The sequence below is a fragment of the Marinovum sedimenti genome (assembly GCF_054052205.1).
The window spans coordinates 2922372-2936050 of the sequence record NZ_CM133223.1 but is presented as its reverse complement, the minus strand read 5'-3'; the positions used below and the strand labels follow the sequence as shown (position 1 = coordinate 2936050).

The window sequence follows — 13679 nt, the reverse complement described above, 5'->3', positions numbered from 1 at the left end:
GATGGGCACATTGCGCACGATCACCCGTCGCACCTTTCTGATCGGCTCGGCGGCTGTTGCCGGCGGCGTGGCCTTTGGCACCTACCTTGCCAAGAAACCCATCCCCAATCCGCTGCTTGATACCCTGGCCGAGGGCGAGGCCGCGATCACGCCTTACGTCAAGATTGACAGCACCGGCATCACCCTGATCACCCCGCGCGCCGACAGCGGACAGGGGGCCTATTCCATGCAGGCCGCGCTGATTGCCGAAGAGCTCGATATTGATCCGGCGACCGCGACGCTCAGCCCCGGACTTCCGGGACCGGCCTATTATAATGGCGTCCTGCTCGAAGAAGGCGTGCCCTTCCCGGCCTATGATCAAAATGCGGTGGCCGAGGCGATGCGCAGTTTCATGGCGCTGCCCGCCAAGCTTTTGGAACTGCAACTGACCGGTGGATCGTCGACCGTGCCCGATGGCTATGTGCGGATGCGCATGGCCGGGGCCGTCGCCCGCGAAACGCTGAAAGAGGCGGCGGCGCAGCGCATGGGCGTACAGCGCAGCGCGCTGAGCACCGCAGAGGGCCATGTGATCCTGCCCGATGGCACGCGCATCGCCTATACCGACCTTGCCGCCGAGGCCGCCAAGATTGACCCGGTCCACGATGTCACCCTGCGCCCGTCGTCCGACTGGACCCGTCTGGGCAAACCTGCACAGCGCACCGATATGGCCGCCAAATGCACCGGCACCGAAGTCTATGGCATCGATCTGGCGTTTGACGGCATGGTGCATGCCACCGTGCGCGCCAATCCCGGCATTGGCGGCGATGTCCTCTCGATGGACACCAGCGCCGCCGAAGCAATGCCCGGCGTGCAAAAGGTCTTGCCGGTGGCGCATGGGGTCGCGGTGATTGCGCGCAACACCTGGGTTGCCTTCAAGGCCGCCGAAGCGATTGATATCGAATGGGCCGCCCCCGCCTATCCCGCCACCTCTGCCGAGATTTTCGCAACGCTCGAGGCCACGGTCGACACCCCCGACGCCTATGACCACCGCCAGCGCAACGAAGGCGATGTTGATGCGGCGCTGGCCAAGGGCGATGTGATCGGGGCGTCGTATCGCATTCCCTATCTCGCCCATGCGCCGATGGAGCCGATGAACGCCGTTGTGCGCGTCACCGAGGAAACCTGCGAGATCTGGACCGGCACCCAGATCCCGCTGTTCATCCGCAACAAAGCGGCGGCGATGACCGGGCTGGCGGCTGAAAACGTCTTGGTCCATGTCCAGCCGATGGGCGGCAGCTTTGGCCACAAGCTTGAGATGACCTATGTCGAACAGGCCGTCGAAATCGCGCTCACGATGAAGGGCACGCCGGTCAAGCTCACCTGGAGCCGCGAAGAGGACATGACGCATGACTATGTCCGCCCCGCCGCCGTATCGCGGGCGCGCGGGCGGGTGGTGGATGGCAAGATCGACACCTTTGACCTCTCCGTCGCGCAATCGGCGGTGATGCCCGAGTTGTTTGGCCGCCTGATGGGGATGACAATCCCCGGCCCGGACGCCTCGATCACCCAAGGCTCGTGGGACCAGCCCTTTGCCATCCCCAACTACCGCGTCACCGGATACCGCGCGCCAGCCATGGTGCCGGTGTCGTCGTGGCGCTCGGTCGGGGCGTCGGGCAATGGCTTTCTGCACGACTGTTTCCTTGACGAGCTGGCCCATGCCGCCGGGGCCGACCCGCTGGCCGAACGCATCCGGCTGTGCCTTGATGACACCTCGCGCAAGGTGCTCGAGGCCGTGGGCGAGATGTCGGGCTGGGACGGGCCGTCTTTGGGCGCTGGTCGCGGGCGCGGCGTGGCGTTCTGCATGTCGTTCGGGGTGCCGGTGGCGCAGGTGATCGAGGTGACCAACACCGACCGGGGCATCAAGATCGACAAGGTTTTTGTGGCGGTTGACGTGGGCGAGGTGCTTGATCCGGTGAACCTTGAGGCGCAGGTGTACGGCGGGGTGATCTTTGGCCTCGGTCACGCGATGAATTGCGAGATGACCTATGAGGGCCACGCCGCACAGCAGGACAATTACCACGCTTATGAGGGGATGCGGCTGTATCAGACGCCTGAAATTGAGGTCAAGGCGCTGAGCAATGCCGCCAAGATCCGTGGCATCGGCGAGCCGGGTGTTCCCCCCGCCGCCCCCGCCCTGGCCAATGCGATCTTTGCCGCCACCGGCCAGCGCATTCGCGAATTGCCGCTCAACAAACACATCGATTTCGTTTGAGGAGATGCAGATGCAACCCGCTTTCCTGACATCCATGACGATCTCCGCCCTCGCGCTGGCAACCCTTGCTGGGGCCGAAGGTGAAGCCCCCGCCACGATCAACGCCCCGGCCGAAGGCTCGGTGAGCGCGGCTGAGGGCCTTGCCGCCTTCGCCCGGATCTATGAGGTGGTGAGCCACCCGCGCTGCGCCAACTGCCACACCGGGGCCGACAATATCCCGATGTGGTACGGCGGCAGCGACGGCCCCGCCCGGCCCCACGGTATGAACATCAACGCGGGCGACAGCCGGATCGGGGCCGAAACGCTTTTGTGCTCCACCTGTCACCGCACCTCGGACGATCTGCGCAGCGACCCCAACGCGCCGCCGCATGCCGCCTTGGATTGGCAACTGGCCCCGGTGGAATTTGAATGGTTCGCCAAGAGCCCCGCCGAGATTTGCGCCCAACTGTCCGACCCTGACCGTACCGGCGGGCGCGACTGGATGGGACTGGCCGAGCATTTGATCGAAGACGCCGGTCATCGCGGCTTTGTCCTATGGGGCTGGAACCCCGGCGGCGCGCGCCCCCCCGGCGCCGTATACATTGCAAGCCCATATGGATGACGTTTTGGCCTGGGGCACCGCCGGGCAACCCTGCCCGCAAGACTGACGCCCGCCTGCAAATCTAAGGCTGCCCGCACCTGAAAGGACGCTTCGATGACACGAGATGAACGCACCTACACCGCTGCCGCAACGTTGATGTTCCTCTCCGCCGGGCTGCATCTGCCGATCGCAGCACTTTCCCCTGCGGCCTATGGCGGGGCGTCGATCATCGCGGCGGTGCTTTGGGCGCTTTTGGGGCTTGGCCTGCTGCGCGCATGGCGATGGTGCGCCTACCCGGCCCTGCTTGCCATGATGTTCGAACTCTCCTTTGCACTCGGCGGGGCGATGGAGACCTTTGGCGCGATGGCGGGCCTCTTCTGGGCGCTTGTCGCCGTCAACCTTGTGGCCGCCGCGGTTCTCTTTCCCCTGCTCTGGGCCAGAAAAGCCACCGATCCAGAGACCGCCCAAGCCTGACCGCTGCGATGCCCCCACGGCCAGCCGTATCCATGCACAGCGATGAAGCTGCATCGCCGCTCTACGCCGCACGGCGTAGACCTCGAATTGCATATTTGGAAGGAAATGGCAGGGGCACACGGGCTCGAACCGTGGGCCTACGGTTTTGGAGACCGTCGCTCTACCAACTGAGCTATACCCCTAAGGCCGGGTGATCGGATACTACCCGACCAAATCGAACGCAACCCCGATTTTGCGACTCACCCATAGTTGCCTGCGTTTTTTCTGGGACGGAGCGGAGAATAAGGCGGATTACCGGGGGGGGGCATTCGTGAAATACGCGTGAATTTTGGCAGGACCGACAGCACAAGATTTGTTGCATCTTACGCAACGTCACCTGTGATCCCGAAATCGTCGCGGCGGCTCTCGAAACCGTGAGCCGAAACCAAACGATAAAACCCTCCCTCAACAGGAGGCGGGCAAAGCGTGCTCACATTCAAGATAACGTTCCCGTGAATTCGCAACCGATTTTGCGTGATTTGCTTAGTGCAAACGATAGGCGCAGGCTCTTTGCCACTCAGTGACCGTATCCACGATACATTTCCACGTTGGACGCGATCTTCGATCTGACGCCAACGCCCGACAGGGCAATAATTTCAAACAAAGGAACAAACAATGACAAGGATTATCGCAATCGTCGCTCTCGTTCTGGCAGGGGCTGGCTCGACCGCATCTGCCCAGCAGTACGACCATAACGACAGACAGCCGATCATGAATTACGCACCGGCGGGCACGGACCTCTCGTCTCTCAGCCATGAAGAAGTCCACATGCTGTTGACCATCATCAGCAGCAGCAGCCACGAGAATGAGGTACGCCGGGCCGTTCGCGGTTTCCTCAATCAACGCTGAGATCTGACGGCCATCGGTGATGGTGCCGCACAGGTTGCGTGGTGCAGCGTTCGCGAAAACCGGCTTTCGGGCCGGTTTTCCAGTTTCAGGACCGCATCGCGCGTAGACTCAATGTGTGCGACAATTTACACGACAGATACGCAGGCATAACCTGCGCGGGGGCTTTCCGGCGGGTGATCTGCCGCCTGACCCCGCCGTTACGATCAAACAGCTTTATCTGTGACGGCCTCCCGCCCTTCCCACATCCCAACCCCGCACGATCCGGAAGTCCCCGTTCGGGAGTAGGTACAGCAGAGTCGTTCAGACTCGCTGTGCGAGTCGGACTTACCCTGGGACACTTGCTCAATTCGGGTCGCATCGGCATGCGAAGTGCACCCTGCGCGTCACCGCGCCGTGAGTTTGATTTCAAATTTCGATGTGCATGAATGCACAAAAGATGTTGAGCCTCTGTCACACGATCCCGGCTTACGATTTTTGCACGGCGTCATCGCCGTGCCGCGCGTCAAAATTCATATAAAACAAAGGGTTTTCGGACGCCACGGAAGCATTTCCCTCAACTTCAAGCCCACAACAGCGTGAGCTTTCGTGAGCATTAGCGTGATTTGAGGCCGCCGGGTTTTACACCCAAATAGCTGTTGTCGGAGGCAATCACCGACACACAGAAATCCGCCCCACGGGCATACTATTAGAAAAGGTACACGACCCATGAAAAAGATCATCGCAATCGCCGCTCTCGCAATCGCAGGCACCGCAACCCTCGCGTCGGCCACCACGCTGGACACCACGGCCAATGCGGCAGCGATCCACCAGTACGCGCCCAACGCTGACCTGTCGAACCTGTCCGACGAGAAAATCCTCGCCGCTCTGAGCGCAGCCAGCGCCGGTGGCAGCCAAGGTGAAATCCGCACAACCGTTCGTGCGTTGGTTGGCTCGGGCCGGTAAGCGCCGCCCTCCCCTCCCCTCCCCTCAACGCACTCCCCCAAGTTTAAGGACCACTACTATGAAAAACATCCTCGCAATCGCCGCTCTCGCAATCGCTGGCACCGCAACCCTCGCGTCGGCCACCACCCTGGACACCACGGCCAACGCCGCAGCGATCCATCAGTATGCGCCCAACGCTGACCTGTCGAACCTGTCCGACGAGAAAATCCTCGCCGCTTTGAACGCCGCCAGCGCCGGTGGCAGCCAAGGTGAGATCCGCACAACCGTGCGCGCTTTGGTCGGCTCGGGCCGGTAAACGCCCCATCGAATATGTCTCGCGGGATTATCCTGCGGGTTCATTACACAAAGACCGGCCATCAAGGCCGGTCTTCTATGTTTTAAGGCAGGGCAAACGAGCTTTAGTCCGCCCCGAAATGCGCTTTCGAAAATGAATTCACACCTATTTCGGCCCGATCCGTTGATCTCTATTGGATTGAATGGAAATAAACGGAATTAACTTCACCGCAATATCAGTAACTTAAGCACCCTTAGCGCGCGATCTACTCCCGGCAATCTCCCGTCGTTCACCGTTTTGTCACCGCCCCGGATGGGAACGGAATACGCCTCAACGTTGTTGTGTCTTCAAGCGGCACCGGAATGGTCGCTGACGAAAATAAGGGCCGTATTGGCCGCATGATCTGAAAGGACAAACAATGAAAAATTTTCTGCACGTAAGCGCATTTGTACTCATGAGCGCCACAGCTGCAACCGCTGCAACCCAAGCTGAACTGACCGCAATCCAGCAATACGCGCCCGACGTTACGATGGCCGAATTGGACGCGGCTGGCGACTCTGTGGTTGCAAGCATCCTGCTGCAAATCAACTCGGGCGAGTCGGAAAGCGATATCCGCCAAGCCGTTCAAGCATCGCTTGAGCCGACAAACGCCGCGATGTCGACCAGCGATTACGTGAACGAATCGAACCTGGTGACCATCCAAGCCTACGCTCCCGACGCCACTCTGGCCGATCTGGCCGCAATGGGCGACGAAGCCGTTGCCTCCATGCTCGCCATCATCTCGGGTGGCGACAGCGAGAGCGAAAAGCGTGAAGCGGTTGCTGCGATGTTTGAAACCAGCGTGGGTGGCGGTATGGCCACAGCCGATTTTGCCAACGAAAGCAATCTGGTGACCATCCAGCAGATTGTTCCGGAAGTGACCATGAACGACCTGCTCAACGCCGGTAACGAGAGAATCGCTGCGATCCTGAACGAGATCAGCTCGGGTGAAAACTCCAGCGAGACTCGTGACACCGTGAAAGCCATGCTCGGCATGTAATCTAGCGGAGACCCGGCTGCAGTTTGCAGTCAGGTTGATGATAAGGGCCGGTCCAACAGGGCCGGTCCTTTGTCGTTTGGCGGCCCCTTTTATGCGCGGCCGTTGGGCAAGCCGTTTCACCGGCTTTGAACCCCCGACCGATAAAACGGACCCCCCAAAAACGACAAACCCCCGAAGCGGCTGCCCGGGGGTCGTCTTATTCTGTGTCCAAAGCTGGATATGCTTAGAGCATACCTTCGCGCTGGGCTTTCTTACGCGCCAGTTTCCGGGCACGGCGGATCGCTTCAGCTTTCTCGCGCGCTTTTTTCTCGGACGGCTTCTCGAAATGTTGCTTGAGCTTCATTTCGCGGAAGACGCCTTCACGCTGCAGCTTTTTCTTCAGGGCACGAAGCGCCTGATCGACATTGTTGTCGCGAACACTAACCTGCATGTGGTTTTCACCACCTTTCTAAGTTGAGTTGCAAGGATTTGCAGGAAGTGGCCATATAGCAAAGGGACCGTCACTTGTCTAGTATCCGATCAAACCGCCCAAGGAGGCATGATCCATGACCGACCCGAAGGAAAAATTACTGAACGCCGCCCTGCCCCATGTGGCCTTTGATGGCTGGAGCGATGCCACGTTCCGCGCCGCGATTGCCGAAAGCGGCGTCAACGAAACCGTCGCGCGTGCGCTGTGCCCGCGCGGTGCCGTTGACCTTGCGCTGGCGTTTCACGCGCGCGGCGACGCGGCGATGGTGGCGCGGTTGCAGACCGCTGTGCTCGGCGCGATGCGCTTTCGTGACCGGATCGCCTTTGCCGTCCGCGCAAGGCTCGAAGCGGTTGAAGACAAAGAAGCGGTGCGCCGTGGAACCACGCTGTTTTCGCTGCCAAATCATGCCGCTGACGGCGCGCGCGCAATCTGGGGCACTTGTGATGCGATCTGGACTACGCTGGGCGATACCTCGGACGATGTGAACTGGTACACCAAACGCGCCACCTTGAGCGCAGTTTACGGCTCTACCGTGCTGTACTGGCTGGGCGACACTACCCCCGACCACCATGCGACTTGGGAGTTTCTCGACCGGCGGATCGACAACGTGATGCAGATCGAAAAGCTCAAGGCGCAGACCCGCGACAATCCAGTTTTGTCGAAGCTAATGGCGGGGCCGAATGCGCTGCTCTCGCGGATACGCGCGCCGAAACCGGCGGATGATCTGCCGGGCCGATGGACCTCGCACAACCCAAAACTCTAAGGATACCTCATGACCAAGACGATGCAGGCGGTGGAAATCACCGGCCCCGGCGGACCGGATGTGCTGCAAGTGACCGAGCGCCCGGTGCCCACACCCCGCGCAGGCGAGGTGGTGATTCGTGTGGCCTGGGCCGGGGTCAATCGCCCCGATGCGCTGCAACGCGCGGGCCTCTATGCCCCGCCCCCCACCGCCAGCGATCTGCCGGGGCTTGAGGCCTCGGGCGAGGTTGTGGCGCTTGGCGATGGGGTCAGCGACTGGTCGATTGGCGATCAGGTCTGCGCGCTGCTGCCCGGCGGTGGCTACGCCCAATACGTCGCCACCCCCGCCGCGCACTGCCTCCCGGTGCCGGCGGGCATGGGGATGAAAGAGGCCGCTTGCCTGCCCGAGACCTATTTCACCGTCTGGTCCAACGTGTTCCAACGCGGCGGTTTGCAGGCGGGCGAACGATTTCTGATCCACGGCGGATCAAGCGGCATCGGCACGACAGCGATCCAACTGGCCAGCCATTTCGGCGCACGGGTCTTTGCCACCGCGGGCTCGGCCGATAAGTGCAAGGCCTGCACCGATCTCGGGGCAGAGCGGGCGATCAACTACCGTGACGAGGATTTCGTCGAGGTGATGAAAGCCGAAGGCGGCGCCGATCTCATCCTTGATATGGTTGGCGGCGACTACATCGTGCGCAACCTGAAAACGCTGGCGATGGATGGCCGTCTGGTGCAGATCGCCTTTCTGCAAGGCCCGAAAGCCGAGGTCAATTTCGCCCCGGTCATGGCGCGCCGGCTCACAATCACCGGCTCGACTCTGCGGCCCCAGTCCGATCTGGCCAAGGCGCGGATCGCCGAAAGCCTGCGCGAAACCGTCTGGCCCCTGCTCGACACGGGCAAGATTGCTCCGGTGATGGACAGCGAATTTGCCCTCGCGGACGCGGCGCAAGCCCATACAAGGATGGAGGCCAGCGGCCACATCGGCAAAATCGTATTGAAGGTGGCGGGATGAGCGAAGACAAAATCGAGCGCATCACCCCGCTGACGCTGCTGCAAGACCACGCCGTGCGCGACAGTTTCGAGACCTTCCAAGAGCAGATGGCCGACGCCATGCTGTTTCCGCGCAAGGCGATGCTGCGGCGCTATTGCATGAAACAGGCGATACTGGCGCAGGGCACCGATGCGCTTTACGCCGAGTTCGGCGTTTGGCGCGGCCACGGCGTGAACCTGTTTGCGCGGATGCTGGAAGACGCGGGCGGCACCGTGACCGGTTTCGACAGCTTTGAAGGGCTGGAAGAGGACTGGACCGGCCACGCCAAAGGCGGCGAAACCGGGCGCTATAACCTTGATGGCGTGCTGCCCGAGGTGCGGCCCAATGTGACGCTGGTCAAAGGCTGGGTGCAGGACACGGTGCCGGGGTGGCTTGCGGCGCAGGGCGATGCGCCCTTTGCGCTGGCGCATTTCGACATGGACACTTATACGCCCACCGCCTTTGTGCTCGACCTGATCCGCCCACGGCTGCGCGCCGGGACGGTGATCCTGTTTGACGAACTCTACGGCTATCCCGGCTGGCGCCATCATGAATACAAGGCGTTGCAGGAAAGCTTGCCCGACGACAGCTATCGTTTCCTCGGGTTTTCCGATCAGGCGGTGGCGATCGAAATGACCCGCGCGCTCTGATCTTAAGCGTTGCGCAAATGACCTGAGCCAACAAGCACCACCCAATGCGGTGAACTCTTTGATTTCAGCCAGTGTTAGGTGCTTCAGGTTTTTCGCGTAAGGCGATAGCGGCTCACAAGGCCAAGACCTGCGCAACGTCCGCCGCGTCCCCGCGGCGGGCTTTTCGGGCGCGTGCGGTCCAGATCACCACGCCCACTTGCGGCTCGATGATGGCAAACAGCGCGGCCAGGCGTCCCGATATCCGGCGGCGGCGCGACAGGCCCATCCGCGTCATGAAAGACCGCACCTCCACCGCCGACAACGGCGAGGCCGCAGCGTCTTCGACTGTGATGTCGAAGTGTTCGCGCCCCAGCAAAAGATCGCGGCACAGGGCGCGGATTTCCAGCTTGCGCAGGCGCAGCATGTCACACCGCGCCCAGGCATCGCGGGCGCGCTGGAACGCCATCTCGGGATCGTGGCCCACTGCATGAAAGGCCAGCGGGCGCTCGATGTGACGGACTAGCCAAATCATCTGGCTATCGTCGGTCACGCCCCGGCGGGCAAACATCATCCCGCAGGCGGAAAACACCACGTAGGAATGATCCACCCACATCCGAACCCAGCTTTCACAATGCCATGCGACATCGCCGGGGGTGGGCGTAAGACCGGGAAATTCGGCAGAGAGCAGTTTACGCTCGACTACAAGACGCGCCCTGCGCTCTGCCGCTTTGTTGGTGCTAAAAAGGGTTTGCATTAAATCACCTCGAGTAAAAGAACACCGCGCCGTAACATTTTGAAATAAAACAAGTAACGGGAGCACATGGCGCGTTATCCATGAGACAATCATGCCGTTTGACGCCGCGTCACATAAGTCAGGGATTCCAGACGGTCGGGTATTCCTTACCCAAGGGCAATCGGGCCCAAAGCGATGCGCGATAAACCTGAAATCACCTCACACTGCCTGAAATCAAAGATTTCAACGCATGAAGTAATGCCTGTTGTTTCAGGTAATGCGCTTAACGCTCTAGCGCAGCTTGGGCGGGGCGGCTTTTGCGCCCGTCGCGGCGGCCACGAAGGCGGCCATCATCGCAGCGTCTTTGATGCCCGGCGCGCTCTCCACACCCGAGGCAACGTCAACCTGACGCGCGCCGGTCATGGCGATGGCTTCGGCCACATTGTCAGGGGTCAGCCCCCCGGCCAGCATCCACGGCACCGGCCAACGGCGGCCCGCAATCAGCCGCCAATCAAAGGTCAGCCCATTGCCACCGGGCAGCACCGCGTTCTTGGGCGGTTTGGCATCAATCAGCAATTGGTCAGCCACCCGGCCATAGGTATCGAGCGGGGCCAGATCATCGGCATCCGCCACCCCCAGCACCTTGATCACCGGCAGGCCATAGCGCGCCTTGATCTCGGCCACCCGTTCGGGGGTTTCCTTGCCGTGCAGCTGGATCATATCGACCGGCACAACGCCAGTGATCGCATCCAGCAGATCGTCATCGGGATTGACCACCAACACCACCTTGGCGACGCCAGGCGGCACCTCAAGTGCCAAATCCCGCGCGGTGGCGGGGTCAACGTAACGGGGTGATTTGGGGAAGAAGTTGAAACCAAGATAGGTCGCCCCGGCTTGCACCGCGGCGGCCACATCTTGCGGCCGGGTCAGGCCGCAAATCTTGGTTCTTATCTCGCTCATCAAGGTCGCGGCTTAGCTGGCTTCGTCGAGCAGCGCCAAAACCTCGTCCTTGCCTTCGTGTTTTTCCGCCTTCAACCGGCGCAGCTCGCGTTTGAGCTGCTTGATCTCGGCGTCCTTGCGGGCACTTTCGGCGCGCTGTTTGAACTCGCGCAGCCATTCCCAGACGAAGCCGATCAACAGCCCCGCCGCAACGCCAATGATGATCACGGCAAACAGCGGCAGCGTGATCGATTGATTGACGCCCGCCAGTTCGGACAGACCCACAGGCAAGAGTTTGAGTGTGACGATCCCGCGGTTCGCCACGGCCACCGCGACAATCGCCAAGGCGACAATCGCGAGGAACGCATATTTGATATAGCGCATAGGTACTGTTTACTTTCCGTTCAGGCGATCGCGCAGCAGCTTGCCGGTCTTGAAGAACGGCACATGCTTTTCATCTACATCGACGGCCTCGCCCGTGCGTGGGTTTCGACCGGTACGCGAGTCGCGTTTTTTCACCGAGAAGGCACCAAAGCCACGAAGCTCGACCCGATCACCGCGCGCCATGGCGTCGGTGATCTCTTCGAAGATCGTGTTCACGATACGCTCCACATCCCGTTGATAAAGATGTGGGTTTTCATCCGCAAGTTTCTGGATCAGCTCTGATCTGATCATATGCGCCATCCCCCCTGAACTGGTTCGCGCGTCCATTATTGTAAGAAGACTATAGGAACAATGTCGCGCCACGGAAACAGCCGTTACCGGGTGAAAGCGGCAAACCGCCTGAAATTTAGCGCTTTTTTCGCGTTGGGGCGGGCAAAATGCGGGCAATCGCGCCCGAGCGGTGCCAATCCCGGCCTCTGGCGGGTGCCAGGCGCGGGTTTGATTCGGCGCGGTTCAGGCTCTGCGCGGCAGGCTTTGGACAGCAAAAAGCCCCGGCGCAGCGCACCGGGGCTTTCCAATTTTCACAAGCCGTTGGCTTACTCGTCGCCGCCTTTGAGGGCTGCGCCAAGGATATCGCCGAGCGATGCACCGGAGTCGGACGAACCGTACTGTTCCACTGCTTCTTTCTCTTCGGCGATTTCGCGTGCCTTGATCGACAGGCCAAGACGACGGGTCTTGCTGTCAACGTTGGTCACACGCACGTCGAGCTTGTTGCCAACCGAGAAGCGCTCGGGGCGCTGTTCGGCACGGTCACGCGCCAGATCGGAGCGGCGGATAAAGGACTTCATGCCCTCAAATTCCACTTCGATCCCGCCATCTTCGATTGCGGTCACTTCGACAGTCACGATCGAGCCACGCTTCACGCCGCCAATCGCGTCAGCGAACTTGTCGCCGCCAACGTTCTTGATCGAGAGCGAAATGCGCTCTTTCTCGATGTCGACTTCCGAAACAACGGCCTCGACCATGTCGCCCTTGCGGTAGTTCTGGATGGCTTCTTCGCCACGTTCGTCCCAGGACAGATCCGAAAGGTGCACCATGCCGTCGATTTCGCCGGGGAGACCAACGAACAGACCGAATTCGGTGATGTTCTTGACTTCGCCTTCCACCTGAGTGCCCTCAGGGTGGGTTTCAGCAAAGACTTCCCATGGGTTGCGCATGGTCTGCTTGAGACCGAGCGACACACGACGTTTGGCCTGATCGATTTCCAGCACCATGACTTCGACTTCTTGCGAGGTCGAAACGATCTTGCCGGGGTGTACGTTCTTTTTGGTCCAGGACATTTCCGAGACGTGAACGAGACCTTCGACACCCGGTTCCAGCTCCACGAACGCACCGTAATCGGTGATGTTGGTGACGCGGCCCTGATGGCTCGATTCCAGCGGGTACTTGGCAGCAACCAGATCCCACGGATCTTCCTGCAGCTGCTTCATGCCGAGAGAGATACGGTGAGTCTCTTTGTTGATCTTGATGACCTGAACCTTGACGGTTTCGCCGATCGACAGGATCTCGGAGGGGTGGTTGACCCGACGCCATGCCATGTCTGTAACGTGCAGCAGGCCGTCCACACCGCCGAGGTCGACGAATGCGCCGTATTCAGTGATGTTCTTGACCACACCGTCAACCGCTTGGCCTTCGGCCAGGTTGGCGATGACTTCGGCACGCTGTTCGGCACGCGATTCTTCAAGGATGGCGCGGCGCGACACAACGATGTTGCCACGGCGACGGTCCATTTTCAGAATCTGGAACGGCTGCTTAAGACCCATCAGCGGGCCAGCGTCACGCACGGGGCGCACGTCAACCTGGCTACCAGGCAAGAAGGCCACGGCACCGCCGAGATCGACAGTAAAGCCACCTTTGACACGGCCAAAGATCGCGCCTTCGACGCGCTGGTCGTCAGCATAAGCTTTTTCGAGACGATCCCAGGCTTCTTCGCGGCGGGCCATTTCGCGGGAAATGACGGCTTCGCCACGCGAGTTCTCGGCCGAGCGCAGAAACACTTCGACTTCGTCGCCGACAGCGATTTCAGGGGCTTCGCCGGGATTTGCGAATTCTTTAAGCTCGACACGGCCTTCCATCTTGTAGCCGACGTCGATAATGGCTTGGCCCGCTTCGATCGCGATGACCTTACCTTTGACAACAGACCCCTCTTCGGGCGTGTCCATTTCGAAGCTTTCGTTCAGGAGGGCTTCGAATTCCTCCATCGTTGTATCTGCCATCTGGCGTGAATTTCCTTTTTCAAG

16 protein-coding genes and 1 tRNA gene are annotated in these 13679 nt (G+C 60.8%); 10 read left to right on the top strand and 7 right to left on the bottom strand.

Annotation, left to right across the window (positions count from 1 at the left end; genetic code table 11):
• The first annotated feature begins 1 nt into the window (after window position 1).
• The 3 genes from ACW9UO_RS14070 (at window position 2) to ACW9UO_RS14060 (ending at window position 3305) form a co-directional block, all read left to right on the top strand.
• Entirely contained in the window at window positions 2-2251 is a 2250-nt protein-coding gene (locus ACW9UO_RS14070) for a xanthine dehydrogenase family protein molybdopterin-binding subunit (RefSeq protein ID WP_457086417.1), read from the top strand.
• Window positions 2252-2261: 10 nt separating this feature from the next.
• Window positions 2262-2852, top strand: coding sequence for a hypothetical protein (locus ACW9UO_RS14065; RefSeq protein ID WP_457086416.1), 591 nt, complete (start codon window positions 2262-2264; stop codon window positions 2850-2852).
• Window positions 2853-2945: 93 nt separating this feature from the next.
• A complete protein-coding gene (locus ACW9UO_RS14060; RefSeq protein WP_457086415.1) occupies window positions 2946-3305 on the top strand; it encodes a hypothetical protein in 360 nt (119 codons plus the stop codon).
• A gap of 106 nt (window positions 3306-3411) precedes the next feature.
• On the opposite strand, the gene ACW9UO_RS14055 is transcribed toward ACW9UO_RS14060, so the two are convergent.
• Window positions 3412-3487 (bottom strand) — tRNA-Trp (locus tag ACW9UO_RS14055).
• Window positions 3488-3959: 472 nt separating this feature from the next.
• Here ACW9UO_RS14055 and ACW9UO_RS14050 point away from each other — a divergent pair.
• From ACW9UO_RS14050 to ACW9UO_RS14035, 4 genes are all read left to right on the top strand, one after another.
• Window positions 3960-4193, top strand: a complete 234-nt coding sequence (locus tag ACW9UO_RS14050) for a hypothetical protein (protein WP_457086414.1) — start codon at window positions 3960-3962, stop codon at window positions 4191-4193.
• Window positions 4194-4898: 705 nt separating this feature from the next.
• Entirely contained in the window at window positions 4899-5135 is a 237-nt protein-coding gene (locus tag ACW9UO_RS14045; protein WP_457086413.1) for a hypothetical protein, read from the top strand.
• A gap of 58 nt (window positions 5136-5193) precedes the next feature.
• Window positions 5194-5430 (top strand): hypothetical protein, encoded by a 237-nt coding sequence (locus ACW9UO_RS14040; protein ID WP_457086412.1) that lies wholly within the window; start codon window positions 5194-5196, stop codon window positions 5428-5430.
• 397 nt (window positions 5431-5827) lie between these two features.
• Complete coding sequence (locus ACW9UO_RS14035; protein ID WP_457086411.1) at window positions 5828-6448, top strand: hypothetical protein; 621 nt, start codon at window positions 5828-5830, stop codon at window positions 6446-6448.
• Between the two features lie 223 nt (window positions 6449-6671).
• Here ACW9UO_RS14035 and rpsU read toward each other — a convergent pair whose 3' ends face one another.
• Entirely contained in the window at window positions 6672-6878 is a 207-nt protein-coding gene (gene rpsU / locus ACW9UO_RS14030) for a 30S ribosomal protein S21 (protein ID WP_008207378.1), read from the bottom strand.
• 115 nt (window positions 6879-6993) lie between these two features.
• Here rpsU and ACW9UO_RS14025 point away from each other — a divergent pair, with 115 nt between their 5' ends.
• The 3 genes from ACW9UO_RS14025 to ACW9UO_RS14015 are packed head-to-tail and all read left to right on the top strand — an operon-like array spanning window position 6994 to window position 9344.
• Window positions 6994-7680, top strand: coding sequence for a COQ9 family protein (locus ACW9UO_RS14025; RefSeq protein WP_457086410.1), 687 nt, complete (start codon window positions 6994-6996; stop codon window positions 7678-7680).
• A gap of 9 nt (window positions 7681-7689) precedes the next feature.
• Entirely contained in the window at window positions 7690-8676 is a 987-nt protein-coding gene (locus ACW9UO_RS14020; protein WP_457086409.1) for an NAD(P)H-quinone oxidoreductase, read from the top strand.
• The gene (locus tag ACW9UO_RS14015) at window positions 8673-9344 is read left to right on the top strand and encodes a class I SAM-dependent methyltransferase (protein ID WP_457086408.1); all 672 of its coding nucleotides are present in this window, start codon (window positions 8673-8675) and stop codon (window positions 9342-9344) included. Before ACW9UO_RS14020 ends, ACW9UO_RS14015 begins: the two co-directional genes overlap by 4 nt.
• Window positions 9345-9456: 112 nt before the next feature.
• Here the strand turns inward: ACW9UO_RS14015 and ACW9UO_RS14010 are convergent, their stop codons facing one another.
• From ACW9UO_RS14010 to rpsA, 5 genes are all read right to left on the bottom strand, one after another.
• Window positions 9457-10077: a hypothetical protein gene (locus tag ACW9UO_RS14010; protein ID WP_457086407.1), complete on the bottom strand. Its 621-nt coding sequence runs from the start codon at window positions 10075-10077 to the stop codon at window positions 9457-9459.
• Between the two features lie 270 nt (window positions 10078-10347).
• Complete coding sequence (locus tag ACW9UO_RS14005) at window positions 10348-11016, bottom strand: phosphoribosylanthranilate isomerase (RefSeq protein ID WP_457086406.1); 669 nt, start codon at window positions 11014-11016, stop codon at window positions 10348-10350.
• Window positions 11017-11028: 12 nt separating this feature from the next.
• Entirely contained in the window at window positions 11029-11379 is a 351-nt protein-coding gene (locus ACW9UO_RS14000) for a LapA family protein (protein WP_457086405.1), read from the bottom strand.
• A gap of 9 nt (window positions 11380-11388) precedes the next feature.
• Window positions 11389-11670, bottom strand: a complete 282-nt coding sequence (gene ihfB / locus ACW9UO_RS13995) for an integration host factor subunit beta (RefSeq protein ID WP_457088661.1) — start codon at window positions 11668-11670, stop codon at window positions 11389-11391.
• A gap of 305 nt (window positions 11671-11975) precedes the next feature.
• Window positions 11976-13655, bottom strand: a complete 1680-nt coding sequence (gene rpsA / locus ACW9UO_RS13990; RefSeq protein WP_457086404.1) for a 30S ribosomal protein S1 — start codon at window positions 13653-13655, stop codon at window positions 11976-11978.
• Between the last annotated feature and the right edge of the window lie 24 nt (window positions 13656-13679).

Coding starts and splice junctions, on each gene's coding strand:
- ACW9UO_RS14035 (WP_457086411.1), top strand. CDS start 5,828: ATGAAAAATTTTCTGCACGTAAGCGCATTTGTACTCATGAGCGCCACA.
- rpsA (WP_457086404.1), bottom strand. CDS start 13,655: ATGGCAGATACAACGATGGAGGAATTCGAAGCCCTCCTGAACGAAAGC.
- ihfB (WP_457088661.1), bottom strand. CDS start 11,670: ATGATCAGATCAGAGCTGATCCAGAAACTTGCGGATGAAAACCCACAT.
- ACW9UO_RS14015 (WP_457086408.1), top strand. CDS start 8,673: ATGAGCGAAGACAAAATCGAGCGCATCACCCCGCTGACGCTGCTGCAA.
- ACW9UO_RS14060 (WP_457086415.1), top strand. CDS start 2,946: ATGACACGAGATGAACGCACCTACACCGCTGCCGCAACGTTGATGTTC.
- ACW9UO_RS14010 (WP_457086407.1), bottom strand. CDS start 10,077: ATGCAAACCCTTTTTAGCACCAACAAAGCGGCAGAGCGCAGGGCGCGT.
- ACW9UO_RS14005 (WP_457086406.1), bottom strand. CDS start 11,016: ATGAGCGAGATAAGAACCAAGATTTGCGGCCTGACCCGGCCGCAAGAT.
- ACW9UO_RS14025 (WP_457086410.1), top strand. CDS start 6,994: ATGACCGACCCGAAGGAAAAATTACTGAACGCCGCCCTGCCCCATGTG.
- rpsU (WP_008207378.1), bottom strand. CDS start 6,878: ATGCAGGTTAGTGTTCGCGACAACAATGTCGATCAGGCGCTTCGTGCC.
- ACW9UO_RS14045 (WP_457086413.1), top strand. CDS start 4,899: ATGAAAAAGATCATCGCAATCGCCGCTCTCGCAATCGCAGGCACCGCA.
- ACW9UO_RS14070 (WP_457086417.1), top strand. CDS start 2: ATGGGCACATTGCGCACGATCACCCGTCGCACCTTTCTGATCGGCTCG.
- ACW9UO_RS14040 (WP_457086412.1), top strand. CDS start 5,194: ATGAAAAACATCCTCGCAATCGCCGCTCTCGCAATCGCTGGCACCGCA.
- ACW9UO_RS14050 (WP_457086414.1), top strand. CDS start 3,960: ATGACAAGGATTATCGCAATCGTCGCTCTCGTTCTGGCAGGGGCTGGC.
- ACW9UO_RS14000 (WP_457086405.1), bottom strand. CDS start 11,379: ATGCGCTATATCAAATATGCGTTCCTCGCGATTGTCGCCTTGGCGATT.
- ACW9UO_RS14065 (WP_457086416.1), top strand. CDS start 2,262: ATGCAACCCGCTTTCCTGACATCCATGACGATCTCCGCCCTCGCGCTG.
- ACW9UO_RS14020 (WP_457086409.1), top strand. CDS start 7,690: ATGACCAAGACGATGCAGGCGGTGGAAATCACCGGCCCCGGCGGACCG.